The organism is Enterococcus sp. DIV0294 (genome assembly GCF_050558155.1).
In the GTDB taxonomy this organism is placed as follows: Bacteria; Bacillota; Bacilli; order Lactobacillales; family Enterococcaceae; genus Enterococcus; species Enterococcus faecalis.
Window position 1 is genome coordinate 737897 of record NZ_CP187889.1, and the last position, 21264, is coordinate 759160.

The 21264-nt window shown below is 37.4% G+C and carries 17 protein-coding genes and 1 pseudogene; 15 read left to right on the forward strand and 3 right to left on the reverse strand.

Features of this window, described 5'->3' with window-relative positions:
* Nucleotides 1-158 precede the first annotated feature (158 nt).
* The 6 genes from IGJ20_RS03590 (at nt 159) to IGJ20_RS03615 (ending at nt 11820) form a co-directional block, all read left to right on the forward strand.
* Complete coding sequence (locus IGJ20_RS03590) at nt 159-8474, forward strand: DUF6531 domain-containing protein (RefSeq protein WP_430605253.1); 8316 nt, start codon at nt 159-161, stop codon at nt 8472-8474.
* A gap of 55 nt (nt 8475-8529) precedes the next feature.
* On the forward strand, nt 8530-9282 hold the full coding sequence (locus IGJ20_RS03595; protein ID WP_202522376.1) for a hypothetical protein: 753 nt from the start codon (nt 8530-8532) through the stop codon (nt 9280-9282).
* A gap of 260 nt (nt 9283-9542) precedes the next feature.
* Nucleotides 9543-10229, forward strand: coding sequence for a toxin C-terminal domain-containing protein (locus IGJ20_RS03600; protein WP_430605254.1), 687 nt, complete (start codon nt 9543-9545; stop codon nt 10227-10229).
* Nucleotides 10230-10742: a hypothetical protein gene (locus tag IGJ20_RS03605; RefSeq protein WP_142963846.1), complete on the forward strand. Its 513-nt coding sequence runs from the start codon at nt 10230-10232 to the stop codon at nt 10740-10742.
* Nucleotides 10743-10974: 232 nt separating this feature from the next.
* On the forward strand, nt 10975-11283 hold the full coding sequence (locus tag IGJ20_RS03610; protein ID WP_202522377.1) for a hypothetical protein: 309 nt from the start codon (nt 10975-10977) through the stop codon (nt 11281-11283).
* A gap of 114 nt (nt 11284-11397) precedes the next feature.
* Nucleotides 11398-11820 (forward strand): hypothetical protein, encoded by a 423-nt coding sequence (locus IGJ20_RS03615; protein WP_202522378.1) that lies wholly within the window; start codon nt 11398-11400, stop codon nt 11818-11820.
* Between the two features lie 143 nt (nt 11821-11963).
* Here the strand turns inward: IGJ20_RS03615 and IGJ20_RS03620 are convergent, their stop codons facing one another.
* Nucleotides 11964-12344 carry an MmcQ/YjbR family DNA-binding protein gene (locus IGJ20_RS03620; RefSeq protein WP_002385048.1) on the reverse strand — a complete coding sequence of 127 codons (381 nt, stop codon included), beginning with the start codon at nt 12342-12344 and terminating at the stop codon, nt 11964-11966.
* Nucleotides 12345-12411: 67 nt separating this feature from the next.
* Between IGJ20_RS03620 and IGJ20_RS03625 the strand changes: the two genes are divergently transcribed.
* The 3 genes from IGJ20_RS03625 (at nt 12412) to IGJ20_RS03635 (ending at nt 13864) form a co-directional block, all read left to right on the forward strand.
* Entirely contained in the window at nt 12412-12771 is a 360-nt protein-coding gene (locus IGJ20_RS03625) for a DUF1304 domain-containing protein (protein WP_202522379.1), read from the forward strand.
* Between the two features lie 65 nt (nt 12772-12836).
* Complete coding sequence (locus IGJ20_RS03630; RefSeq protein WP_202522380.1) at nt 12837-13331, forward strand: GNAT family N-acetyltransferase; 495 nt, start codon at nt 12837-12839, stop codon at nt 13329-13331.
* A 17-nt stretch (nt 13332-13348) separates the two neighbouring features.
* Complete coding sequence (locus tag IGJ20_RS03635) at nt 13349-13864, forward strand: GrpB family protein (RefSeq protein ID WP_002394916.1); 516 nt, start codon at nt 13349-13351, stop codon at nt 13862-13864.
* A gap of 15 nt (nt 13865-13879) precedes the next feature.
* Here the strand turns inward: IGJ20_RS03635 and IGJ20_RS03640 are convergent.
* Nucleotides 13880-15037: pseudogene (locus tag IGJ20_RS03640) on the reverse strand (SulP family inorganic anion transporter); the annotation flags it as partial.
* A gap of 3 nt (nt 15038-15040) precedes the next feature.
* Entirely contained in the window at nt 15041-16069 is a 1029-nt protein-coding gene (locus tag IGJ20_RS03645) for a YeiH family protein (protein ID WP_002355805.1), read from the reverse strand.
* A 112-nt stretch (nt 16070-16181) separates the two neighbouring features.
* Here IGJ20_RS03645 and IGJ20_RS03650 point away from each other — a divergent pair, with 112 nt between their 5' ends.
* The 6 genes from IGJ20_RS03650 (at nt 16182) to IGJ20_RS03675 (ending at nt 21260) form a co-directional block, all read left to right on the forward strand.
* Nucleotides 16182-17012 carry a LysR family transcriptional regulator gene (locus IGJ20_RS03650; protein WP_202522381.1) on the forward strand — a complete coding sequence of 277 codons (831 nt, stop codon included), beginning with the start codon at nt 16182-16184 and terminating at the stop codon, nt 17010-17012.
* Between the two features lie 64 nt (nt 17013-17076).
* The gene (locus tag IGJ20_RS03655; protein WP_010713823.1) at nt 17077-17949 is read left to right on the forward strand and encodes a VOC family protein; all 873 of its coding nucleotides are present in this window, start codon (nt 17077-17079) and stop codon (nt 17947-17949) included.
* A 273-nt stretch (nt 17950-18222) separates the two neighbouring features.
* The gene (locus tag IGJ20_RS03660; RefSeq protein ID WP_002368169.1) at nt 18223-18447 is read left to right on the forward strand and encodes a hypothetical protein; all 225 of its coding nucleotides are present in this window, start codon (nt 18223-18225) and stop codon (nt 18445-18447) included.
* Between the two features lie 88 nt (nt 18448-18535).
* The gene (sapR, locus tag IGJ20_RS03665; RefSeq protein WP_202522382.1) at nt 18536-19210 is read left to right on the forward strand and encodes a two-component system response regulator SapR; all 675 of its coding nucleotides are present in this window, start codon (nt 18536-18538) and stop codon (nt 19208-19210) included.
* 13 nt (nt 19211-19223) lie between these two features.
* Nucleotides 19224-20249, forward strand: a complete 1026-nt coding sequence (gene sapS / locus IGJ20_RS03670; RefSeq protein ID WP_202522383.1) for a two-component system sensor histidine kinase SapS — start codon at nt 19224-19226, stop codon at nt 20247-20249.
* 147 nt (nt 20250-20396) lie between these two features.
* Nucleotides 20397-21260 (forward strand): GRP family sugar transporter, encoded by an 864-nt coding sequence (locus tag IGJ20_RS03675; protein ID WP_002355811.1) that lies wholly within the window; start codon nt 20397-20399, stop codon nt 21258-21260.
* Nucleotides 21261-21264 lie beyond the last annotated feature (4 nt).

Below are 21264 nucleotides of genomic sequence, written 5' to 3' on the forward strand. Positions count from 1 at the left end.
GTCAAGAATGGTTAGCAGATGAAGCACGTGTTTATCCTGTTCGAATTGATCCAACAGTAACCGTTCCTACTGAAAACTTAATTGATACGGTCACTAGTTCAGTACATGGAACCTATCAAGGGCGCGGCTATGGCTATGTTGGCTATATTACGCAAGAAATGACCGGAATCTGGAATGCAAAAGATGTTGGACGGACAAGGATTTATTCAAAAATTAATTATGACTTTTCGAAAATTCCTAAAGAGGCAAAGATTGATAGTGCTACCTATAATTTGTATCAATACATTCAGTATCCGCAAACCAATGCGACGTTTTCTAGTTATAAACTGACAGAAGACTTTAATATTGATACATTGACATGGGATAATTCAGTCGGCTTATCACAAGAGCCAACAGGCGAAAAAGCAATTAGTGGTGCCAAATATGGGCTGCATCAATTTGATATTCGTGATGCGGTTAATAGTTGGGTACAAGGAACGAGCAAAAATTATGGGATAGTCGTTCAGGCAACCAATGAAAATGATTATGGTGGAGCTTTTTATACGACCTATTCAACAGGTGGTCCAGGACAATTTGATTTTACACCTGATAAACGCCCAAGTTTAACGATTAATTGGTCGATTCCTGATCCAGTTGATATCCATTATCCAATTAAAGATCCGACCGTTGCTTTACGATCCATGATGACAGCGGATAAAAAAGGGAAATTGCAGTTTCAAGGTGTTTTTGCAGACGGATTAACAACACCAGGTGCGATTTTGGATTATAGCTTGAGTGATAAAGGCAAAGACTTTGCTGGACAATCGTTTGCTAGTTATTCTTATAAGTATCCTAATTCAAGTCTATTTGACTCTTATTTTCCAAAAGGAACCACGAAATACCGAGATAAACTTTCTAATTGGCAAACAGGGATTCCGTTTACCGCGCCAACCCACAATACGGTTTACACGATTGATGCAGAAAGTAAAAAAGATGGCCGTTCTAGCGGGAAAAAGAGTAGTGAAAAATTTGTCATTTACAAAGTGACGCAATATGATACGTTACCTAAAATCGCTGCTTATTATGGCGTACCATTAGCTCAAATTGTTTATGACAATCGAGTACAAGACATGTTGCTTTTACAAAATAATACACTGTTTATTCACAATCCCAAGAAAAATGCGAACAAGCCATATAATCCACCGAAGCTTTCAGATGGAACCAAACAAGATATTGATAGCTTATTAATGGGACGTGGTCAGCATTGCGAGTTCGGTTTTGAACCGATTAATTTGAATACAGGCAATTTTTATCTAGATCGGACGGATGTTACGATTCCTAGCTTAACTAGCAATTTTGAAATTACGCGAACGTACAATTCCAAAGGAGCGGACATCAATAGTCTTTTTGGACGTGGTTGGTCTTTTGCTTTCAATGAACAAGTCACTAGTGATGAAAAAGAAAACCTTTATTATACACGAACAGATGGCAGTATTCTGAAATTTAAAAAAGAAGGTAACGAATACCTTGCGCCAGCAGGTTATGATTTAACGATGACAGTCAAAGAAAAAGAAACGAAAGAAGCCGATTTTGGCAATGGCAAAGAAAAATATAAGGTGAAAGAGTATCAAATCACAGACAATGATAACCAAGTGAAAACCTTTAATTATTTTGGTCTGCTAACTAGCCAAAAAGATGAAAAAGGCAACGTAACGAAATTTGATTACAATAAAAATGCTCAATTAACTGCTATTACTGATCCAACTGGCACCATGTACAACATTACCATGAACGAAGAGGGCTATATCAGCAATATTACGGTACCCAACGGCGCTAAATTAGCCTATGAATATGATAACGAAGGACATTTGATTGGTTTTACTGACGCGATAGGGGTCAAAACACGTTATGAATACAACAAAGAAGGTCTAATGACTGCTTGGTATGACGGCAATGGCAATAAAATTATTGAAAATACCTATGATAAAGAAGCTCGTGTTGTCAAACAAGTTGACGGAACAGGCGCTGTGTCAACGTTGGCGTACAGCGACGGACAAACAATTACAACAGACGGAAATGGTGCGGTCACAACGTATCACTATGACAAACAATACCGCACGACTCAAATCAGCTATCCTGATGACACAAGTGTTGTCAAAGCTTATGATGCCGAGAATCGTCTAATCAGTGAGATGAACGAACTAGGACAAACTTCTAGCTACACCTATGATAAAAAGGGGAATCAGCTGACGGAAACGCGTTTTGACGGCGCTGTAAAAAAAGCTACTTATGATGAGAAAAATCACATCACTAGTGAAGTCGATTTTGATGGAACCAAGACATTATATACGTATGACAAAGCAGGGAATTTACTCTCTAGCCAAATCAATCAGCAAGCCAAAATGACCTTTGCTGTTGATAAACAAGGGCGTATAACGAGTACCACTGATTTTGAGGGTAACCAAACGACTTATAGTTATTCGGGTGCCTTTTTGGACAAAATTATCAATCCTCTAGAGGGTGTGACTAGTATCACCTATAATGCTCACGGACTTCCTGTTAGCATGACAAACCCATTAGGCGGCATCACAACGATGACCTATGATGTTGAAGGACGCAAAACCAGCGAAACGACCCCAGACGGACAAACGACCAGCTATACCTACGATGGCGCTGGTCAAGTAATAGCCCAAACAGACGGTAACGGCTTTACGTCAACATTCACTTATGATGCAGTTGGCAACAAGTTGAGTATGACGAATGCCACTGGTGGTAGCTATACGTATGCTTATGACGGTGTGGGTAATCAAATTAAGATGACCGATCCAGAAGGACAGACGACAACCTATACCTATGATCAACATCAACGCTTACTAAGTGAAACCAATGCGGCTGGCCAAACATTAACCTACCAAAGAGATGCATTAGGTCGTTTGCTAAGTGATACGAATGAAGCGGGAAAAACAACGACTTACACGTATGATGACATTACGAATCAAATCGCCACAATGACCGATCCACTGAAACAAGTGACCAGTAATACTTATGATGACACGGGTAATTTGGTCAAAGCAGAGAAACCTGATGGCACCCAAGTATCAAATGAATACAATGATTTAGGCTGGATTATTAAACGGACAGATGAAGCTGGAATTGTCACCACGTATACCTACGATGAAAATGGTAACAAATTAAGTGAAACAACTAATAACAGAACAACAAACTATACCTATGATTCGTTAGGAAATGTAACAAAAGTCACGTATCCAAATCAAAAAACAAGTACGTACACCTATGACAAAATGGGCAATGTTCTTTCGTTCATTGACGCTCGTGGCAAAGAAACTATTTATAGCTATACAAAAGGTGGCGCCTTAACGACAATTACGGATCCGCTAGGCAATCAAACCAAAATTGCCTATGATGGCAATGGCAACCAAGCTAGTGTAACTGATGCAGCGGGCTATACCACCAGCACCACTTATAATGGTCATAATTTACCAGAAACAGTTACAGACGGCTTAGGCAACCAAACAAAGTATTCCTACAGTCAAATTGAGCAGATAACCAGCGCAACTGATGCTTTAGGTAATAAAAAGGTCTATTCATATAATGAACTAGGCTATCCGACCGCTATTACCGATGAAAATGGCAATGTCTACAAGCTTTCATATACACCGACTGCTCAAACAGAAAAAGTTGAAAATCCTGATGGTTCCACATTAACGAATACCTATGATGAATTAGATCGGTTAGTCAAAGAAACACACTCTAACGGTTTAATCACTGAATACGAATATGATGCAAGTAATCGTGTGGTCCATTTAAAAGACAACCAGGGATTAGATGAAGCCTATACGTATAATGCGTCGGGTGAAAGGCTGACAGAAACAAACAGCTTAGGGGAAGTCACAACCTATGAATATGACGAACAAAACAACGTTACAAAAATTGTTTATGCAGACAAAACCAGCGAAACATTCACATATGACGTCATGGGCAATCTGCTGACGTCCACGAATGTCGAAGGGAAGAAGTCAACCTATACCTATGACGAAAATGGCAATTTAACCGAAACAATCGATGCAAAAGGACGTAGCATGGCTTATACGTATGATGCAATCAACCAAATTGTTACAGAAACAAATCCAGCTGGCGGGAAGCTGGTTTACACCTATGATATTTTAGGGAATGTCTCGAGTATCACAGATGAAAAGGGCGAAAAAACCAGTTACGGTTACGATGCCAATCAAAACTTGATCCTTTATACCGATGCAAAAAAGAATACAACAGCCTTGAAATACGACCCTCTGAATCGTCTAACTGAAAAAGTTAGTCCCACAGGTGCTGTCCAAAAGTATTCTTATGATCATTTAGGCAACCTTTTAACTGAAACAAGTGGTGAAGAAAATCGTACTAGCTATACCTATGATTCAATGAACCGTGTTGCTAGTATCACGAAACCGACTGGTGGTATCAGTAAATATACCTATGATCAAGCAGGCGGACTTTTATCAGAAACAGATGAAAACGGCCACAAAACAACTTATGAAAATAATCTTTACGGTCAAGCCATCAAACGGACTTTACCAAACGGAGCTAAATACAGTTACACTTATGATAAATTAGGACGTTTAAGCCAACAATTGGCACCGAAAGGTTTATCGCAAAGCTATACCTATGATGTTGCTGGGAATTTAATCAAACAAGAAGATCAATCAAAACGGGTTACAACTTATGATTATGACAAAGCGGGGCGCTTGCTGAAAACGACCAATCCAGCAGACTTAACGACTACGTTTACCTATGACGAAGCAGGGAATTTAGCGCAAACCGTCAGTCCAAGTGGCATCAAAACCAACTACAGTTATGATGTTTTAGATCAATTAAAAACCGTTGCTACACCAACCGGACGCAAGACTTCTTACGAGTATGATCCAGTCGGTCAGTTGACGACACGAACCATTAACGGTCAACGGAAAGAAACATATAACTATGATCCAAACGGTAATCTAACCGAAACCATTAACGCATTAGGTCAAAAAAGTTCTAAGACCTATGATGCAGGCGATCGCTTAACAAGCGAAACCAATACCGCTGGACAAGTCACGGCTTATCAATATGACCAAGATGACCGCTTAACGAAAATTATTTCAAGTGAAGGGGCTTTCAATGAATTTTCATACGACGGCAATAACAATTTAACTAAAGTCACTTCTGGCGGACAACGAGTGACCAGCTACAGCTATGACAAAGCAGATCAACTACTTGAAGCCACTACCGGAACTGGCGCAAAAGCGGCGACAACCAGCTACGCGTATGATTCTGTCGGCAATATTACCGAGATGACCAATGGCAATGGTAAAGTCACCAAATATAAATACGATGAACTATCGAATGTCGTGGAAAAAGTCAATAGCTTAGATGACACCACAAAATACACCTATGATGCGGACGATCGTTTAGAAAGTGTCAAACAAGCCAATGGCAAAACGATTTCCTATGATTACAACAAGCTGGATCAACTGCTGCAAGTCAATTATTCAGAAAAAGCAGATGGTACCGTGATGTACACTTATGATTCAGAAGGACGTCGAATTTCCATGAATGACTTAACGGGACAAACCCAATACGAATACAACGACGAAGACGAAATAACTGGTGCCCGCCAAGGCGACGGCAGCTTGATTAAGTACACGTATGATGATTATGGCAACATCAAAAAAATGACTTACGCCGACAAGTCTGAAGTCAAGTACAGCTATGATGAATTGGACCGTTTAACCAAAGTCACTGACAAAGAGAACCAAACGACGACTTACGAATATGACGATGCTGGAAACATGACCAAAATCAAGCGCAAAGATGGCACGACTTCAACGCTAACTTATCGTTTGGACAATCGTGTTGAAGAAATTGTGCATCGTAACAAAAAAGGCAAAGAACTGGCATCCTATCGTTATGAATATAATGCCGATACCTTTATTTCAGAAGAAGTCATTACACAAGCTGGCAAAACCGTTGTACAAACTTATGAATACGATAGCTTAGGACAAGTCGTTCAGATGACCGTTTTTGATAAGAAGAAAAAACAGGAACTTGCAACGTATACCTACACTTACGATCAAGCAGGCAATAAATTAACCAGTACGGAAACCATTGCTGGGCAAGAAGTAAAAACTGAGTTCACTTATGACGACAACAATCGCCTGTTGCGTATGAAAAACGATCAGGAGACCATCACTTATGAATACGATGAGAACGGTAATCGTCTGAAACAAAGTGGCACCGATGAAACACTAGACTATATTTATGACACAGAAAATCGCTTACTAGCAGTCAAAGATAATCAAGGCTTACTATTAGCAGCACTTTATGACGGCGAAAATAATCGGGTTTTCACAGCGAGTCGCACAGAAAAAACGACCGCTTATCAACTCTTTAAACGTCAAGAGAAAAAAAGTAAAGTCGCAGCGAAACACGTGCCAGCCGATCGCCGTAAATCCCCAGCGACTAGTCCCAACGGCGAAGAGAATTCTCTTTTCTGGTACGGATTTACAGGCAACGTTCTCCAAGCACTTTCAAGTTTACCAGAAACCGTTGGCGATCTTTGGTTGGAGGCTTTTGATACTATTTCACGTGCCTACCATCAAAAAATCGCGAAAGATCGAGCGAACGAAGAAGGGATTGTGGTCAATCCACCAAGCTTAGGCAAGCGGTCTGGTGAAGGGAAAGTCACTTATTCTTCCGAAGTGAATGACGTGTTAATCCCTTATACAACTAGGGAAGATACGTACAATTACTACGAAGTGCGCAACTATGTCAATGATGTCAATCAAGAAAATACCCAAGTTCTGCAAACGTATGATGATGAAAAGAAAACACGAGAGACGTACACGTACGGCCATGAACGACTCAGTTATACCAATCATCAAACGAACGAAGATTATCAATACTTGACCGATGCCCGTGGCAGTGTCACAGGTTTAGTCCAAGGAGAAAAAATAACCAACACGACTCACTACAGCGTTTTCGGCAGACCAACAGAAAAAGATGACACTGGCAATCCTTATAGGTATACTGGAGAAGCACAGGACATTACAGGTTATCATTACCTTAGAGCTCGTTACTATGACAGCCACAGTGGCACCTTCCTGACCCAAGACAGTTACGAAGGAGAAGAAGATAATCCATTAAGCCAAAACGGCTACACGTATGTCGAAAACAACCCAATCAACTATACCGACCCAACGGGACATAAGAAAAATTGGTTCCAAAACGTGTGGTCAGGCATCAAAAAAACGGCCAGTAAAGTAGTTAATAAAGCAAAACAAGTTGTTAGTAATGTGTATAATACCGCAAAAAAAGTTGTCAGCACTGTTTGGAATGGTGTGAAGCAAGTAGCGAGTAGCGTGTGGAACGGTGTCAAACAAGTCGCAAGTTCGGTTTATTCTGGTGTCACCAACTTTGCGAGAACTGCCTATAATACCGTAAGTAATTATTTCTCTGGAGGAGGAACTAACTATTGGCAACCAGCTTCCGCCAATTATAGTGGCTACAGCTACTATAGCGGCTATCCCGTCGCAAGCGGTGCACCAAGTAGTCAAAGTACTCTAAGCTATGCACAAATCCAAGCGATACAAACAGCCCAACGCCAACAACGTTTAACCGCAGACTACCAAAAAGCAACAGGTAGTAAAGGCAAACCGAAGACAAAAGAAGGCCAGAACTTACTGAGAAACTGGGGCCAATCTTTGAAGAATACTTTGACGAAGTTCTGTCAGACGGCGAAAAAAGTAGGAAAACAAGTAGTAGAGAAAGCGAAGTCCGGGGTCGCCTTTGGTGCCGGCGTTATTAAACAGTCATTATCCAATAATGGGATAATACTACCAATCAATTCGAGATTATCAAGATGGCTAGAACAAGATTGGATTAAGCAGAATCCAGCCTATAATACAGGAGTATTTATCGGACAGCTAGCAGGTCTAGCGCAAGCAGCAACAGAATATGTTAGAGCGGGATTAACCTTTGTAGCAGGGACTGCTGGTAGTGGTGTTCTCGATGCTTTTGTAGGAGTTGCCAGCGGAGGGACAGCAGCTGCTGCAATACCAGCTATGGCAGTGGCAGAGATGGCCGCAGTTACTGCGGCTACTGCAGCAATTGGAGCGCATGCCAGTAAGGTGCTGCAGAATAATTTTAATTCTAGAAATTATAGTAGTTCAAATCAACGATCTTGGGAGACTGAGGAACGAGTACCTAAGGATAAAGAAACTATTTTAAATGATAAATCTTTTAAGAAAACTTCAAAAAGCATGAAAGGAGCAAATGTATATGAGAAAGATGGGAAGCAGTACCATAGAGATACTTTCCATAAGGGAAAAGGAGCGCATTTAGAAGTTTATGATAAATTCGGTAAACATTTAGGGGAAGCTGACCCCTTAACTGGGAAAATAAAACCGAATTCAGCAGATCCAAAGAAAAGATTACCCAAATAGAAAAATAGCTATTTTGGAGTATACCCTTAACTTAGATGGGAGTAGAAAATAAAGTATGAATAAAACAATGATTGAAAACAATGATGCATATGTATTAGCACAAAGTGAAAATTATATTATTATAAATAATAATTATTGTGGATTAGCTATCTATGATTTAGAATTAAATTTTTTGAAAACTGTAGATATTTTGGAAGGTCTATTAATTTACAATATATATAGTTCAACAAAAGATGATAAGATTATTGTATTTGATGCAGAAAATGAAAAACTTTTTCTAGTTAATCTCAATAACTATTCAAATGTTATCCAAATAAATAGAGAAGAAGTTTTTCTGAATTGGTTCGTTTCAGATAAAAATTGGTTTGCTTTAAAAGACAGAAGAAATGAATATCAGTTTAGCTTTAAAAACGGTGAAGAGCTTTCTCGAAAGCAATACCATTGGCAGAATAATTTATCTTATAATAACGAAGCCTGTTTATTTGAAAAAAATAATAAGTTGTATCTATCCAGGAATAATATAATAAGAAAAGTATCACAAGAGTATGATGAAACTAAACATTATAGTTTTGCTGAAGATTATATTGTAGCGTACGATGAAGATGAGATTATTGTCAAAGAAAAGGATGCTGAAGTTACAATTAATATTTCTAGAAAATCAAATTGGATAATTCGTGCAATATTAGCTAGAGAGAATAAAATAATTTTGTTAATAAATGACAGAATGCAAGTTACAAAAAGTAAACTAATTCAATGTAACATTGATAAATTATTTTTACTAGAAGAGGTACTAAAGAATAATCAATAGAAGTTGGGCTTAAAAGATGCGGTAGATGAAAAATAATATAATCTTGTGCTACTAATAGCTAAAATGTTCATTAAAACGGTATCAGTAAAGTAACAAACTGATACCGTTTATAAATTAAGGAAAAGAACCGCTAGGTTCCCCTTGCTTAGCTAAGGATACCTACCGCAGACTACCAAAAAGCAACAGGCAGTAAAGGCAAACCGAATACAAAAGAAGGGCAGAACTTACTAAGAAACTGGAGCCAATCTTTGAAGAATACCTTGACGAAGTTCTGTCAGACGACGAAAAAAGTAGGAAAACAAGTAGTAGAGAAAGCGAAGACAGGCGTAGCCTTTGGTGCTAGCGTTATTAAACAGTCGTTGTCCAATAACGGCACAATATTGCCAATCAATTCGAGATTGTCAAGATGGCTAGAACAAGATTGGATTAAGCAGAATCCAGCCTATAATACAGGCGTATTTATCGGACAGCTAGCAGGTTTAGCGCAAGCAGCAACAGAATATGTTGGAGCGGGATTAACCTTTGCAGCAGGGACTGCTGGTAGTGGTGTTCTCGATGCTTTTGTAGGAGTTGCCAGCGGAGGGACAGCAGCTGCTGCAATACCAGCTATGGCAGTGGCGGAGATGGACGCAGTTACTGCGGCTACTGCAGCAATTGGAGCGCATGCCAGTAAGGTACTGAAGAATAATTTTAATTCTAGGAATTATAGTAGTTCGAGTGGTAATAGTAAGGATTCGGCTGAACGACTTGGATACAAGAAGACAAATGAACGTTCCCATGGTCAACCAGTCTATAAAAATACTAAAGGAAAACCTAAGTATATAACTCCAGATGTTGATTCTCATAACGGAGGTATTTGGAAAGGTGCAGATACTATTAAGGGATTACAAAGTAAGAGGACTAGGTCAGGAACATATGATGGAAATTTAAATAGGATAGGTGATTAAATGTTTTACTATAGAATTTCAAAATACAATCCAAAATATAGAGATGAATCAGGGCATTACACGTTACAGGATTGGACATCGTTTTATGATATTGGAAAAGTGTTTTTAGGTAGAAAATTGACCGTTGAAGAATACAACACGATTGAAAATTTGTACATTGAAGTTGTGGTTTTGTCTATGAAAGAAACGAAACAGGAATTTTTAACTGTTAAAGCGTTAGAAAAAATAGCTGAGGAAAATATGGCGGAAATGGATTCTGATTGTCAGGCTTTCTATCAGAATATTCATGATGGTGACAAGTTATCTTTAGAAGAGATACCAGTATTTATGAAATTGCAGTTAAGAGAGCTTTTGTGGGCGAAATTAAGTAGTAAAAATTTAAATGTACATTTTGGTTATGACTATTATATGTATATTATTTCAAGTAAAAAACTTTCTAGTGTAGTTGAATCCTTTTGCAAGAGAGGAATATACATCGAAGAAAATATTCATTCTCCTTATGAGGATTTTTAAAATGGTAAAAAATAAAAACAATATATTTTAAATAAAAAAGATATTCAACTATGAGATTCTTAAATGTGTAGTTGAGTATAGTTAACTTTTTATTAGCTATGCTCAACTTATTGCAATTCAAACAGCCCAACGCCAACAACGTTTAACCTTAGACTACCAAAAAGCCACAGGCAGTAAAGGCAAACCGAAGACAAAAGAAGGCAAGAACTTACTGAGAAACTGGGGCCAATCTTTGAAGAATACTTTGACGAAGTTCTGTCAGACAGCGAAAAAAGTAGGAAAACAAGTAGTAGAGAAAGCGAAGTCCGGGGTCGCCTTTGGTGCCGGCGTTATTAAACAGTCATTATCCAATAATGGGATAATACTACCAATCAATTCGAGATTATCAAGATGGCTAGAACAAGACTGGATTAAGCAGAATCCAGCCTATAATACAGGAGTATTTATCGGACAGCTAGCAGGTTTAGCGCAAGCAGCAGCTGCAATACCAGCTATGCATTGGCAGAGATGGCCGCAGTTACTGCGACCTGTAATGACTTGAACAGAAAGAACATCAATGAAAATTTTTCCAAGACTAGTCGTAGAATTAATTATATTAAATAGGTTGAGTAGACTTCAAATAAATTAATCAAATTAGCAAAAAAAGGAGTTAAAAATGAATAAGAATAAAATAATTGGGTTTAGCTTTATACTAATCATGGCAATTTTAGGAATCATCGCGGTTTTTTTCGAGTTAACTAGTTTAATTATTGTAATCGTTCCACTAGTCACGTATATGTATCACGCTTTTTTTGTCGCTCCAAAACAAAAACAATTTCTAAACATAAAAGAAGCAGTCAAGAATTCAACTTTCTCCAATGAGCAACTCTCTGAACGAACAAATATTGAACCTGAAAAAATTAATTTATTACGAATAGAGTGTTTCTTTACAACGGAAGAACTTAAACGTTTAGCCACAGTATTAGAACTCCATGAAGATAAATCCGCTCAAAAAAATGGAAAAAGAGTACTACTAATTGTCGTGGGTTTCATTTTGACGCTTCTGATTGTCTATTTTGTTTTTGGCGAGAATGCTTAAACAAATGTTAGTATCAAAAATCCAGAGGAAAGTGCTATCTATCAACAAGGTTGGGGCAAAATATCAAATATTTATTATTTTCTATGCCTGAGACAAAAAGCCAAAGTGATTTTTATCTCAGGATCTACTCTTAGTACGTTCCTTTAATAACTCCGTTGGTAACTTTCATCTATAAATGAAAAAACTTGTGAGAGCGGAATTTCTTCAGAAAGACTTAACCAATGCTCTTTATTCATATGATAGGCAGGAAAATAGCCAGGTTGGTTCTTTAATAAGGCAATCAATTCAGGCGCAAGTTTAACGGTTAAAATAGTGAGCTGCTTATTCTCGGTAGCGCCGAGCAGTTGTGCATCCAGTGGCATAATTAAAGCAAACCATTTCGCATTTCTAGGATGACGAAAGACGAGATAGTCTGGGTGTTTTTTAAAAGGAAAATCGGGCGTTATCTGATAACGTTCTTGGATATAGGCGCTAATAGTTTCTTGAAAAGTCATAGGTTTCTTCCTTTCGTTAAGGCTAGGCATATCTATTTACATCATAGCAAAAATTACATAAAATTACTTCGTTCAAACGAATGGGAGGAGGGAGCGGATGACATTAATTTCAACAATTTTAGTAACCTTGGTGGCTGTAGAATTTTTCTACATTATGTATTTAGAAACGATTGTACCAACATCTGAGACAACAAGCCGTGTTTTTAAAATGGATAAGCAAGAGTTACAAAGAAAATCAGTGACTACATTGTTTAAAAATCAAGGAATCTATAATGGACTAATCGGTGCAGGACTTATTTATAGTGTCTATTTTGCGCAAGCAACGATGGAGATAACAAAATTTTTATTGATTTATATTATTTTAGTGGCGGCGTACGGTAGCTTAAGTAGTGATAAAAAAATTATTTTAACACAAGGCGGTTTAGCTATCGTGGCTTTGATTAGTTTACTCGTTTAGCCATCAGAGTTAATAGAGAGACAGTCAAATCGACAGAAAAAACACGGTTGATTTGACTATTTTTTATGGAATTGAGAGAGACAAAATGTGGTATACTTTGTTTATTAGATAGGGAGGAATTAAAAATGCTGAACCAAAAAGAAGTAAAAAAAAACGATTATCCTCAATTAATTTCTCTATGGCGTTCTTCAGTAGAAGCTACCCATTTGTTTTTGAGTCAGGCAGATATTAATAAAATCGAAGTAGTTTTACCTGATTATTTTCAACAAATTCAATTAAGTATGTGGTTAAATGAAGAACAGAAATGTGTGGGCTTTAGTGGAACAAATCAACAAACTTTGGAAATGTTATTTATTGACCCAGTCTATTTTCGTAAAGGCTATGGTGGGGAAATTATCAAAAAGTTAATAGAGCAAGAATCAATTATCTTTGTTGATGCTAATAAACAAAATGAAGGGGCAGTGAAGTTCTATCAATCTCAAGGGTTTCAAGTAATTGGTGAATCAAAGGAAGATCCTCAAGGAAATCCATTTCCTATTTTACATATGAAACGGATATAGAAAAGAAGGGAGAAGCCATGCGAGTAATCGTTACAGAATACCAACCAGCCTGGGTGGAACAGTTTGAAGAAGAAGCCCAAGCGTTGAAACAGATTCTAAAGGAAAATTGTCTTAAAGTTGAACATATCGGTAGCACATCTGTGCCTAATTTAGCAGCCAAACCAATTATTGATTTTTTGGTCATTGTTGAAGAAATTGAAAAAGTAGACCTGTTACAAGGGGAATTTGAAAGAATCGGTTATGAATATATGGGGGAATTTGGACTATCAGGACGTCGTTATTTACGAAAAGGCCCGATAAAAAGAACACATCATGTGCATATTTATCAGTTTGACAATACGCAAGAAATTTTGCGCCATCTTGCTTTTCGAAATTATTTACGAGAAAATCCGTCAATTGCTACAACCTATGGTACATTAAAAAAGCAATTGGCCCAAGCACACCCCGATAGCATTGATAAATATATGGATGGCAAAGATGCGTTCATTAAGAAAATAGAAAAAGAAGCGTTGAAGAAATATTGGGAAAAATAAAAAAAGTTGCTAAAGCTAGCAACTTTTTTTTGGTTCTTTTTTGAAAAAATGATAAAGAAGACCACTTAAAAGAACACCTAGAATAATTCCAATCGCTAAATTATGCGTATAGACGATCACACCCACTGTCACGAGTAAAATAACAATTTCAGTAATTTCAAAAGTTCGGAAAAGCTGCAAACTTTCCCAATCAAAGGTGTCGACTGCCACTGTCATCATGATCCCAATCAATGCAGCTGTAGGAATGGCTACCATCACGGATTTAAAAACAAAAATGAATAGAAGGAGGGTAATACCTGAAATCAAAGTAGAAAGCCGTTTTCGTCCTCCAGATTTAACATTAATGACCGCTTGCCCGATCATCGCACAGCCAGCTTGGCCACCAAAAAAGCCGGTAATTATATTAGCGAGTCCTTGCGCCTTAACTTCTCGTTGGCTATCACTTTGGCTCGCTGTCATTTTGTCCACAATGGGGATCGTCAATAAAGATTCAATTAACCCGACCATTGCTAAGGCAACAGAGCTAGGTAAAATAATCCACAACGTTTCTAAGTTGACGGGTACATTAGGCCAACGGATCGCTGGATGAAACTGACTCATTTCACCAAGATCACCTACCGTTTGCAAATGACCTTTTAAAAAATAGGACAGGATAGTCATGAATAAAATAACAATTAAAGCAGGAGGCACAATTGTAATAAACTTAGGTAATAGATAAATAAGTAAGATACTACAGATAATCATACCGTAGGACCACAGTGTTTGATGGGGCAATTGTTGTACTTGCGCCATGAAAATTAAAATGGCTAACGCATTGACGAATCCGTACATCACTGTCTTGGGAATAAAGCGCATTAATTTATGGATACCTAAATAACCTAAAATAAATTGTAGAAAGCCTGTTAAAATAGTCGCAGCAAGCATGTATGACAAACCATGTGCTTGAATTAAGCCTGCAAGGACTAAGGCCATTGAGCCAGCAGACGCCGAAACCATTGCCGGACGGCCGCCCGTAAAAGTAATCACAAGTAAAGTAACAGCTGAAGCAAACACTGCAGAAAGCGGGTGAACACCAGCAATAATCGCAAACCCGATTACTTCTGGTAAAATGGCGACAGAAGAAACGAGACCGGCAAAGAGATCATTTCGTTCATTGCCTAACCATTCGCTTTTTTATTAGAACTGTAACAGTGCCAACAACAAAATGGCTAGGACGACTTGAACAGTTCCTACTGATAAACCATAGATTAAGAAACGTTTGCCTTCTTGGAAAAACTTTTTAAAATCGAGTCGTAACCCGATTGCTGCCAAGGCAGTAATTTCAAACCAAGAACTAAAGAAATGAGCAGTCTCACTGATTACGACGGGGAAATGAATCAAACTATTAAAGACACAGGCAATGAAAAAGCCAACTACATACCAAGGTAGGGCACTGCTTTTTTTGGTGACTTCTACCAACTCAGCCTCTGATTCTGCCGTCTTACTTTGCTTGAAACGTCCAAATAAATAGACAACTGCTACGAGTAGGACAATCCGCATAATTTTAAAGAGCATCGCAAGTTGAACTGCGTTCTCATTGACCATATTGGCACTGGCGACAACCTGACCAACTGATTGTAAAGTCCCTCCGATTAGTGCGCTACGAGCCAACAAATTGGTACCATAGAGAATCCCACTTAAAATGGGTAAGGTCAACATTAAAACGGTACCTAATAAGTTTACTAAAGTAATGATTTGGCCTTTTTCTTCCTCATCTGCTTGAATTGCTGGAGCAATCGAAGCAATGGCAGAAGACCCACAAACGGCATTACCACCAGCCATCAATAAAGACATATTATCAGAAAAAGCCAGTTTTTTACCGATCAAATAGGCAAAAATAATGGTCAGCGACATTTGAATGAGAATAAATGCGACACCTTGTAAGCCAATTTGGGCAATCGTTTGAAAGGTCACGGTGGTTCCCAATAAAACAACAGAAAATTCTAGTAATTTACTTTCGGCTACTTTGGTTCCGCGATTTAAATTGGCACCGCGAACAAAGGTATTTCCCAAAAAGATTCCTAGTAAAATAGCTATCGTTGCGGCGCCTAAGCTAGGTAACCAGATGGCAAGGAACTTGCTAAGGCAGGCGACAAGGAAAGCTGTTAGCAAGCCGGGAAGAATTTGGAATAAAGATTGGATATAATCATTTTCTGAATTTTTCATTGAAAAAATCTCTCTTTCTTGTTCATTACTTCCAGTATAACTAAATTTTTTACATTTGAGAAATAAATAGTTAAAATAATATTTATAATAGAAAGTTATCGAAAGGATACCTATGTTTAAATTATTAAAGACGTTTCAAATTGTATATGAGCAAATGAACTTTTCCAAAGCAGCTACCTGCTTATATATCTCACAACCAGCCGTTTCTAATCAAATCAAACAATTAGAAGAAGAATTAGGCTGTTCATTGTTTTTAAGAAATGGTCGACAAGATGTAGTCCCTACTAGGCAAGCGGAAGTCTTGTATAATCGTTTGCTAAATTTAGCTGATGATTGGCAAGAAACATTAACAGCTCTTCATCAGACGAGATTACCTAAAGAAACTTGCCGAATTGCTGCGTCTAATACTTTTGCAGTTTATTATTTGCCGCAACTGATGCAACATTTACAGACAAAGTATGCAACGATCAATTTTGTTTTAGAAATGAACAATTCAGAAGAAGTAGTGGAAAAAGTTGAAAAACATCAAGTTGATTTTGGCTTTATCGAAAAACCATTAATTACAAAAGGAGCCTCTCGTGAAGAAATTATTCAGGATCAATTGGTTTTAGCTGGGGACCCTGCCAATCAGAATTGGTTGGTACGTGAAAAGGATTCTGGGGTCTTTCATTATACCCAACAGTATTTAGAAGAAAGTAATCAAAGCCCAACACTCATGACGGTTAAAAATAATGAAATGATTGTTAAAATGTTGGAATTGGGCATGGGGCAATCGTTGCTTTCAAGAAAGGCGATTACTGAAAAAATCCCCTTCCAAACGTTAGGTGAAAAGTACTGGCGTTCCTTTTATTTTTTGACACGGGGACATTTAAAATCCTCCTTGCTTCAAGAAGTAAAACAAGCAATTTATCGATTCTATCAGACGGAAATGAATAAATACTAAAACGTTCTCTTTGTTTATTTATCAATCTTTGACTACACTAAAGAAAACGAAGGAGGGAACCACAATGCCTAAATTTTCACCTTGTTTATGGTTTGACACACAAGCGGAAGAAGCTGCTAACTTCTATACAACAATCTTTGAAAAAGGTGCGATTCTAAGTAAAACGAACTACGTTAATGAGGAGCACCAACCTCAAGGAACATCATTAATGACCATTGAATTTACCTTGGCGAACCAAACAATCATTGGTTTAAATGGCGGACCAGAATTTTCCTTTACGCCAGCTAGTTCATTTTTTGTTGAATGTAAAACATTATCACAAACAGAAACGTTGTGGAAAAATTTAACAACAGATGGACAGATATTGATGCCTTTTGGGGAATATCCTTTTAGTCCTTTATATGGTTGGGTAGTGGACAAATTTGGTGTCTCTTGGCAAGTGTCTTTTTCAGGAAAAGAACAAACAATTGTACCAACCTTTATGTTTGCTAATGAAAAATATGGCGAAGCAGCCAAAGCTCTATCAGAATGGTTGGCGATTTTCGGTCCAGGCGAAATAATTGAAAAAGTTGAATATGAAGATGGGAACATTGCGCAAGCACTTTTCACATTACAGGAGCAACCGTTTCGAGTAATGGATGCACGAGATAAACATGATTTTGATTTTACCATGGCCTTCTCCATTTATATTGATTGTGAAAATCAGGAGGAAATAGATCGGCTATGGCAACAAGTGACTGCTAAAGGGAAAGAATGGCCGTGTGGCTGGATGGAAGATCAATTTGGGGTCAGTTGGCAAACAGGCAATCCTGAACTGAAACGTTATTTATCTGACTCAAATCCAGCTAGAGCAAATGAAGTGACCAAAAAATTGTACCAAATGAAAAAAATAGATTTAAACCAGTTAAAAGAAGTGTATGACAAATATAATCATTAGAAAAACTGAGGTTGTCTGATCGACTACACTTCGTTACGTTGGTATCAATTTCTATGCATGGAACATACTAGAGTTGAAGGACTTGTCTTTTAAGGATCAAGACCTTCAACTCTTAAAAAAGGCTCGATTCTTGCGAGTTCCAAAGAGGCTACTTCTATTTTGTTGTTTACTTAATGGTTAGGACTCTGCCGATTTTTTTATAAGATTATGCTATAATTAAGAGTAGTAAATTATTGAAGGAAAAATGAAAAGTCCGAAATAGGAAGTGGTAAAATGATTGAGTTAATTGTGTTGTTAACAGTTTTTACTTATGGAACGAACTTTGTTTTATATCTTATTTTGAAAAATAAAAAGTCCATGCCAATTGTCGAAAAAGCTTCTATTATATTAGGAATTAATATGTCTGTGTTATTATTAGATGGTATTTTTGCTTTTGTTGGTAAATTCATCATGTTATCAGAATGGGAATTATTAGCGCCTATTTTTGAAATAGTGTAAAAATCATCATAAAGTCCTATATCCAAAAAGAATGAAGTTTGTTAGGATAAGAAAGATGAAAATTTAGAAATAAAAGAGGTGGGATTGCATGGCTAAAATCATGATTGTCGAAGATGAAACAACCATTCGAGAATTAATTAGCGAGGAATTACAAAAATGGCAATTTGAAACGATTGGAACAACCGATTTTAATGATGTATTGGATGATTTTCAAGAGGAGAATCCCCAATTAGTCTTAATGGATATTAATTTACCTGTGTACGATGGGTACTATTGGTGTCAAAAAATTCGTGAAATTTCTAAAGTACCAATTATTTTTATTTCGAGTCGTAGTACCAATATGGATATGATTATGGCGATGAACATGGGCGCGGATGATTTTGTTACAAAACCGTTCCAGATAGATGTTTTAATTGCTAAAATCAATGCTTTGTTGCGCCGCTCTTATAACTATTCCGATACGGATAGTGAAGTGCTTTCACATAATGGCATTACTTTAAATGTGGACAATGGACGGATGGAAATCAAAGGCGAAATGATCGATTTAAGTAAAAATGAATACCGATTACTATATCTTTTAATGAAAAAGCACGGAAAAATTTTAACACGTGAAAAACTATTGCGCGCTTTATGGGACGATGAACGTTTTGTGGATGACAATACGTTGACGGTAAATATCAATCGTTTACGAAAAAAAATTGAGCAAGCGGGGATTGCTGGCTATATTGAAACCAAAGTGGGCGTCGGTTATATGGTGCCCTAGATAGGAGTAGACAATGACCATTCTAAAGTATTTAAAAGATCGCTGGTTATTACTAATTGGTTGGTTATTTTTTCTGTTCTTAACTTGTTTTATTTTATGGTTGGCTCCTAATGTCCGCTTAGATTGGATAGTGGTTGGCTATATCTTTTTACTGCAAAGTGTTTTTTTATCGCTATTTTTAACAATTGATTATTATTTAAAACGTAAGTGGTGGCTTTCGTTGGCAACGGAAAAAGAGCCGCCTTCTTTACAAGAATATTTGAATACAGCAGAAAAAGAAGAAGAACTACTTGTCCAAACGTATATTAACGGTTTATTGCAAGAGCACCAACAAACCATGCAGCAAGCAATTAACAACCAACAGGACCAAAAAGATTACATTGACTCTTGGGTTCATGAAATCAAAGTCCCCCTAGCGGCTATCACGTTACTGGTACAATCTGTCGAAGATGATATTCCAGAGAAAAAATATTATCTATTGGAAAATGAGTTAGGTAAAATTGATGAATATGTCGAGCAAGTCCTATATTATGCTAGACTGGACAGCTTTTCTCGAGATTATTTACTCCAAGAATATTCTTTAAAAGAAATTGTGCAATCTGTTGTTCGTACGCAAGCAAATTATTTTATCCAAAAAAGATTGCAATTCTCAATTGAAGGAGAAGATGAAGCGGTTTTAACCGACCGAAAATGGGTCATTTTTATTTTCCGCCAATTATTAAGTAATGCAGTCAAGTATACGCCAGAAGGCGGCACGATTACGGTTCTAATTTCCAAAAATAAACAAGGTATTTATTTATCTTTAAAAGATTCTGGGATTGGCATTCCGATGCAAGATCAACGACGCATTTTCGATAAAGGATTTACTGGTGAAAACGGGCGGAAAAGTGAACAGCATTCGACTGGTCTTGGCCTGTATTTGGCCCATAGCTTAGCGAAAAAGTTAGGTCATGATTTAACAGTCGAATCGACAGAAGGGCAAGGTACGACGATGACATTGTTTTTCCCTTCCCTCAGTTATTATAATGAAGTGAAATAAAAAGTAGGTCTATCAGCAAACTAAAGAGGTGATAGGCCTTTTTTTATTTATTAAAACTTTCTTGCTAACTTCTCTTACTCTTCTTAGTTGTTTAGAAAACGTTTTTATTGTTAGAATGAAATGAAATAAATTTGTTAGGAGAATATTATGAGTTTACTTATCGCTTTAGTGCCCATGATTGCGTGGGGCAGTATTGGTTTAGTCAGCGGTAAAATTGGTGGAAGCGCCAATCAACAAACGTTAGGTATGACAATCGGCGCATTACTATTTTCAATTGTTGTCTTTTTTGTCATCCAGCCTACGTTGACGACAGCCACATTAATTGTTGGATTTATATCTGGTTTATTCTGGAGTTTGGGACAGAATCAACAATTTCATAGCATGAAATATATGGGCGTTTCAGTTGGCTTACCAATTTCAACTGGGATGCAGTTAGTTGTTAATACCGTTGCAGGGGCTGTTTTTTTCCATGAATGGACAAAAACAAAAGACTTTGTTGTGGGCTTTATCGCTTTAGCCTTTTTAGTTTTTGGGGTGTATTTAACAGCTCGACAAGATGATGATAGTCAACCGAAAACCTCAAACAGTATGTTAGATTTTAATAAAGGGATTCGGGCGTTGATTTTCTCAACAGTTGGGTATGGTGTCTATACCATCATTATTAATGCCACTGGTTTAGATCCGTGGGGAATTATTTTGCCACAAAGTATTGGTATGTTAGTGGGGGCTAGTTTCTTTGCCTTCAAAAAAGTCAAAGTTGATCGTTTTGTTTGGATGAATATGACGACGGGTCTGCTTTGGGGCTTAGGAAATATTTGTATGTTATTAACCATGCGTGAAATTGGCTTAGCTATTAGCTTCTCTTTATCACAAATGGGGATTATTATTTCGACTCTTGGGGGCATCTTCCTTTTAGGCGAAAGAAAATCAAAAAAAGAAATGTTTTATGTTATTTTTGGTTGCATTTTTGTTATTCTAGGTGGTATTCTTTTAGGGTATATGAAAGCGTAAATAG

What these genes read in the sequence shown, in the direction of transcription:
- IGJ20_RS03655 (WP_010713823.1), top strand. Translation starts at nt 17,077, where the DNA reads ATGCCTAAATTTTCACCTTGTTTATGGTTTGACACACAAGCGGAAGAA.
- IGJ20_RS03635 (WP_002394916.1), top strand. Translation starts at nt 13,349, where the DNA reads ATGCGAGTAATCGTTACAGAATACCAACCAGCCTGGGTGGAACAGTTT.
- IGJ20_RS03645 (WP_002355805.1), bottom strand. Translation starts at nt 16,069, where the DNA reads ATGAAAAATTCAGAAAATGATTATATCCAATCTTTATTCCAAATTCTT.
- IGJ20_RS03590 (WP_430605253.1), top strand. Translation starts at nt 159, where the DNA reads ATGACCGGAATCTGGAATGCAAAAGATGTTGGACGGACAAGGATTTAT.
- IGJ20_RS03675 (WP_002355811.1), top strand. Translation starts at nt 20,397, where the DNA reads ATGAGTTTACTTATCGCTTTAGTGCCCATGATTGCGTGGGGCAGTATT.
- IGJ20_RS03595 (WP_202522376.1), top strand. Translation starts at nt 8,530, where the DNA reads ATGAATAAAACAATGATTGAAAACAATGATGCATATGTATTAGCACAA.
- sapR (WP_202522382.1), top strand. Translation starts at nt 18,536, where the DNA reads ATGGCTAAAATCATGATTGTCGAAGATGAAACAACCATTCGAGAATTA.
- IGJ20_RS03660 (WP_002368169.1), top strand. Translation starts at nt 18,223, where the DNA reads ATGATTGAGTTAATTGTGTTGTTAACAGTTTTTACTTATGGAACGAAC.
- IGJ20_RS03605 (WP_142963846.1), top strand. Translation starts at nt 10,230, where the DNA reads ATGTTTTACTATAGAATTTCAAAATACAATCCAAAATATAGAGATGAA.
- IGJ20_RS03620 (WP_002385048.1), bottom strand. Translation starts at nt 12,344, where the DNA reads ATGCCTAGCCTTAACGAAAGGAAGAAACCTATGACTTTTCAAGAAACT.
- IGJ20_RS03630 (WP_202522380.1), top strand. Translation starts at nt 12,837, where the DNA reads ATGGAATTGAGAGAGACAAAATGTGGTATACTTTGTTTATTAGATAGG.
- IGJ20_RS03625 (WP_202522379.1), top strand. Translation starts at nt 12,412, where the DNA reads ATGACATTAATTTCAACAATTTTAGTAACCTTGGTGGCTGTAGAATTT.
- IGJ20_RS03615 (WP_202522378.1), top strand. Translation starts at nt 11,398, where the DNA reads ATGAATAAGAATAAAATAATTGGGTTTAGCTTTATACTAATCATGGCA.
- sapS (WP_202522383.1), top strand. Translation starts at nt 19,224, where the DNA reads ATGACCATTCTAAAGTATTTAAAAGATCGCTGGTTATTACTAATTGGT.
- IGJ20_RS03650 (WP_202522381.1), top strand. Translation starts at nt 16,182, where the DNA reads ATGTTTAAATTATTAAAGACGTTTCAAATTGTATATGAGCAAATGAAC.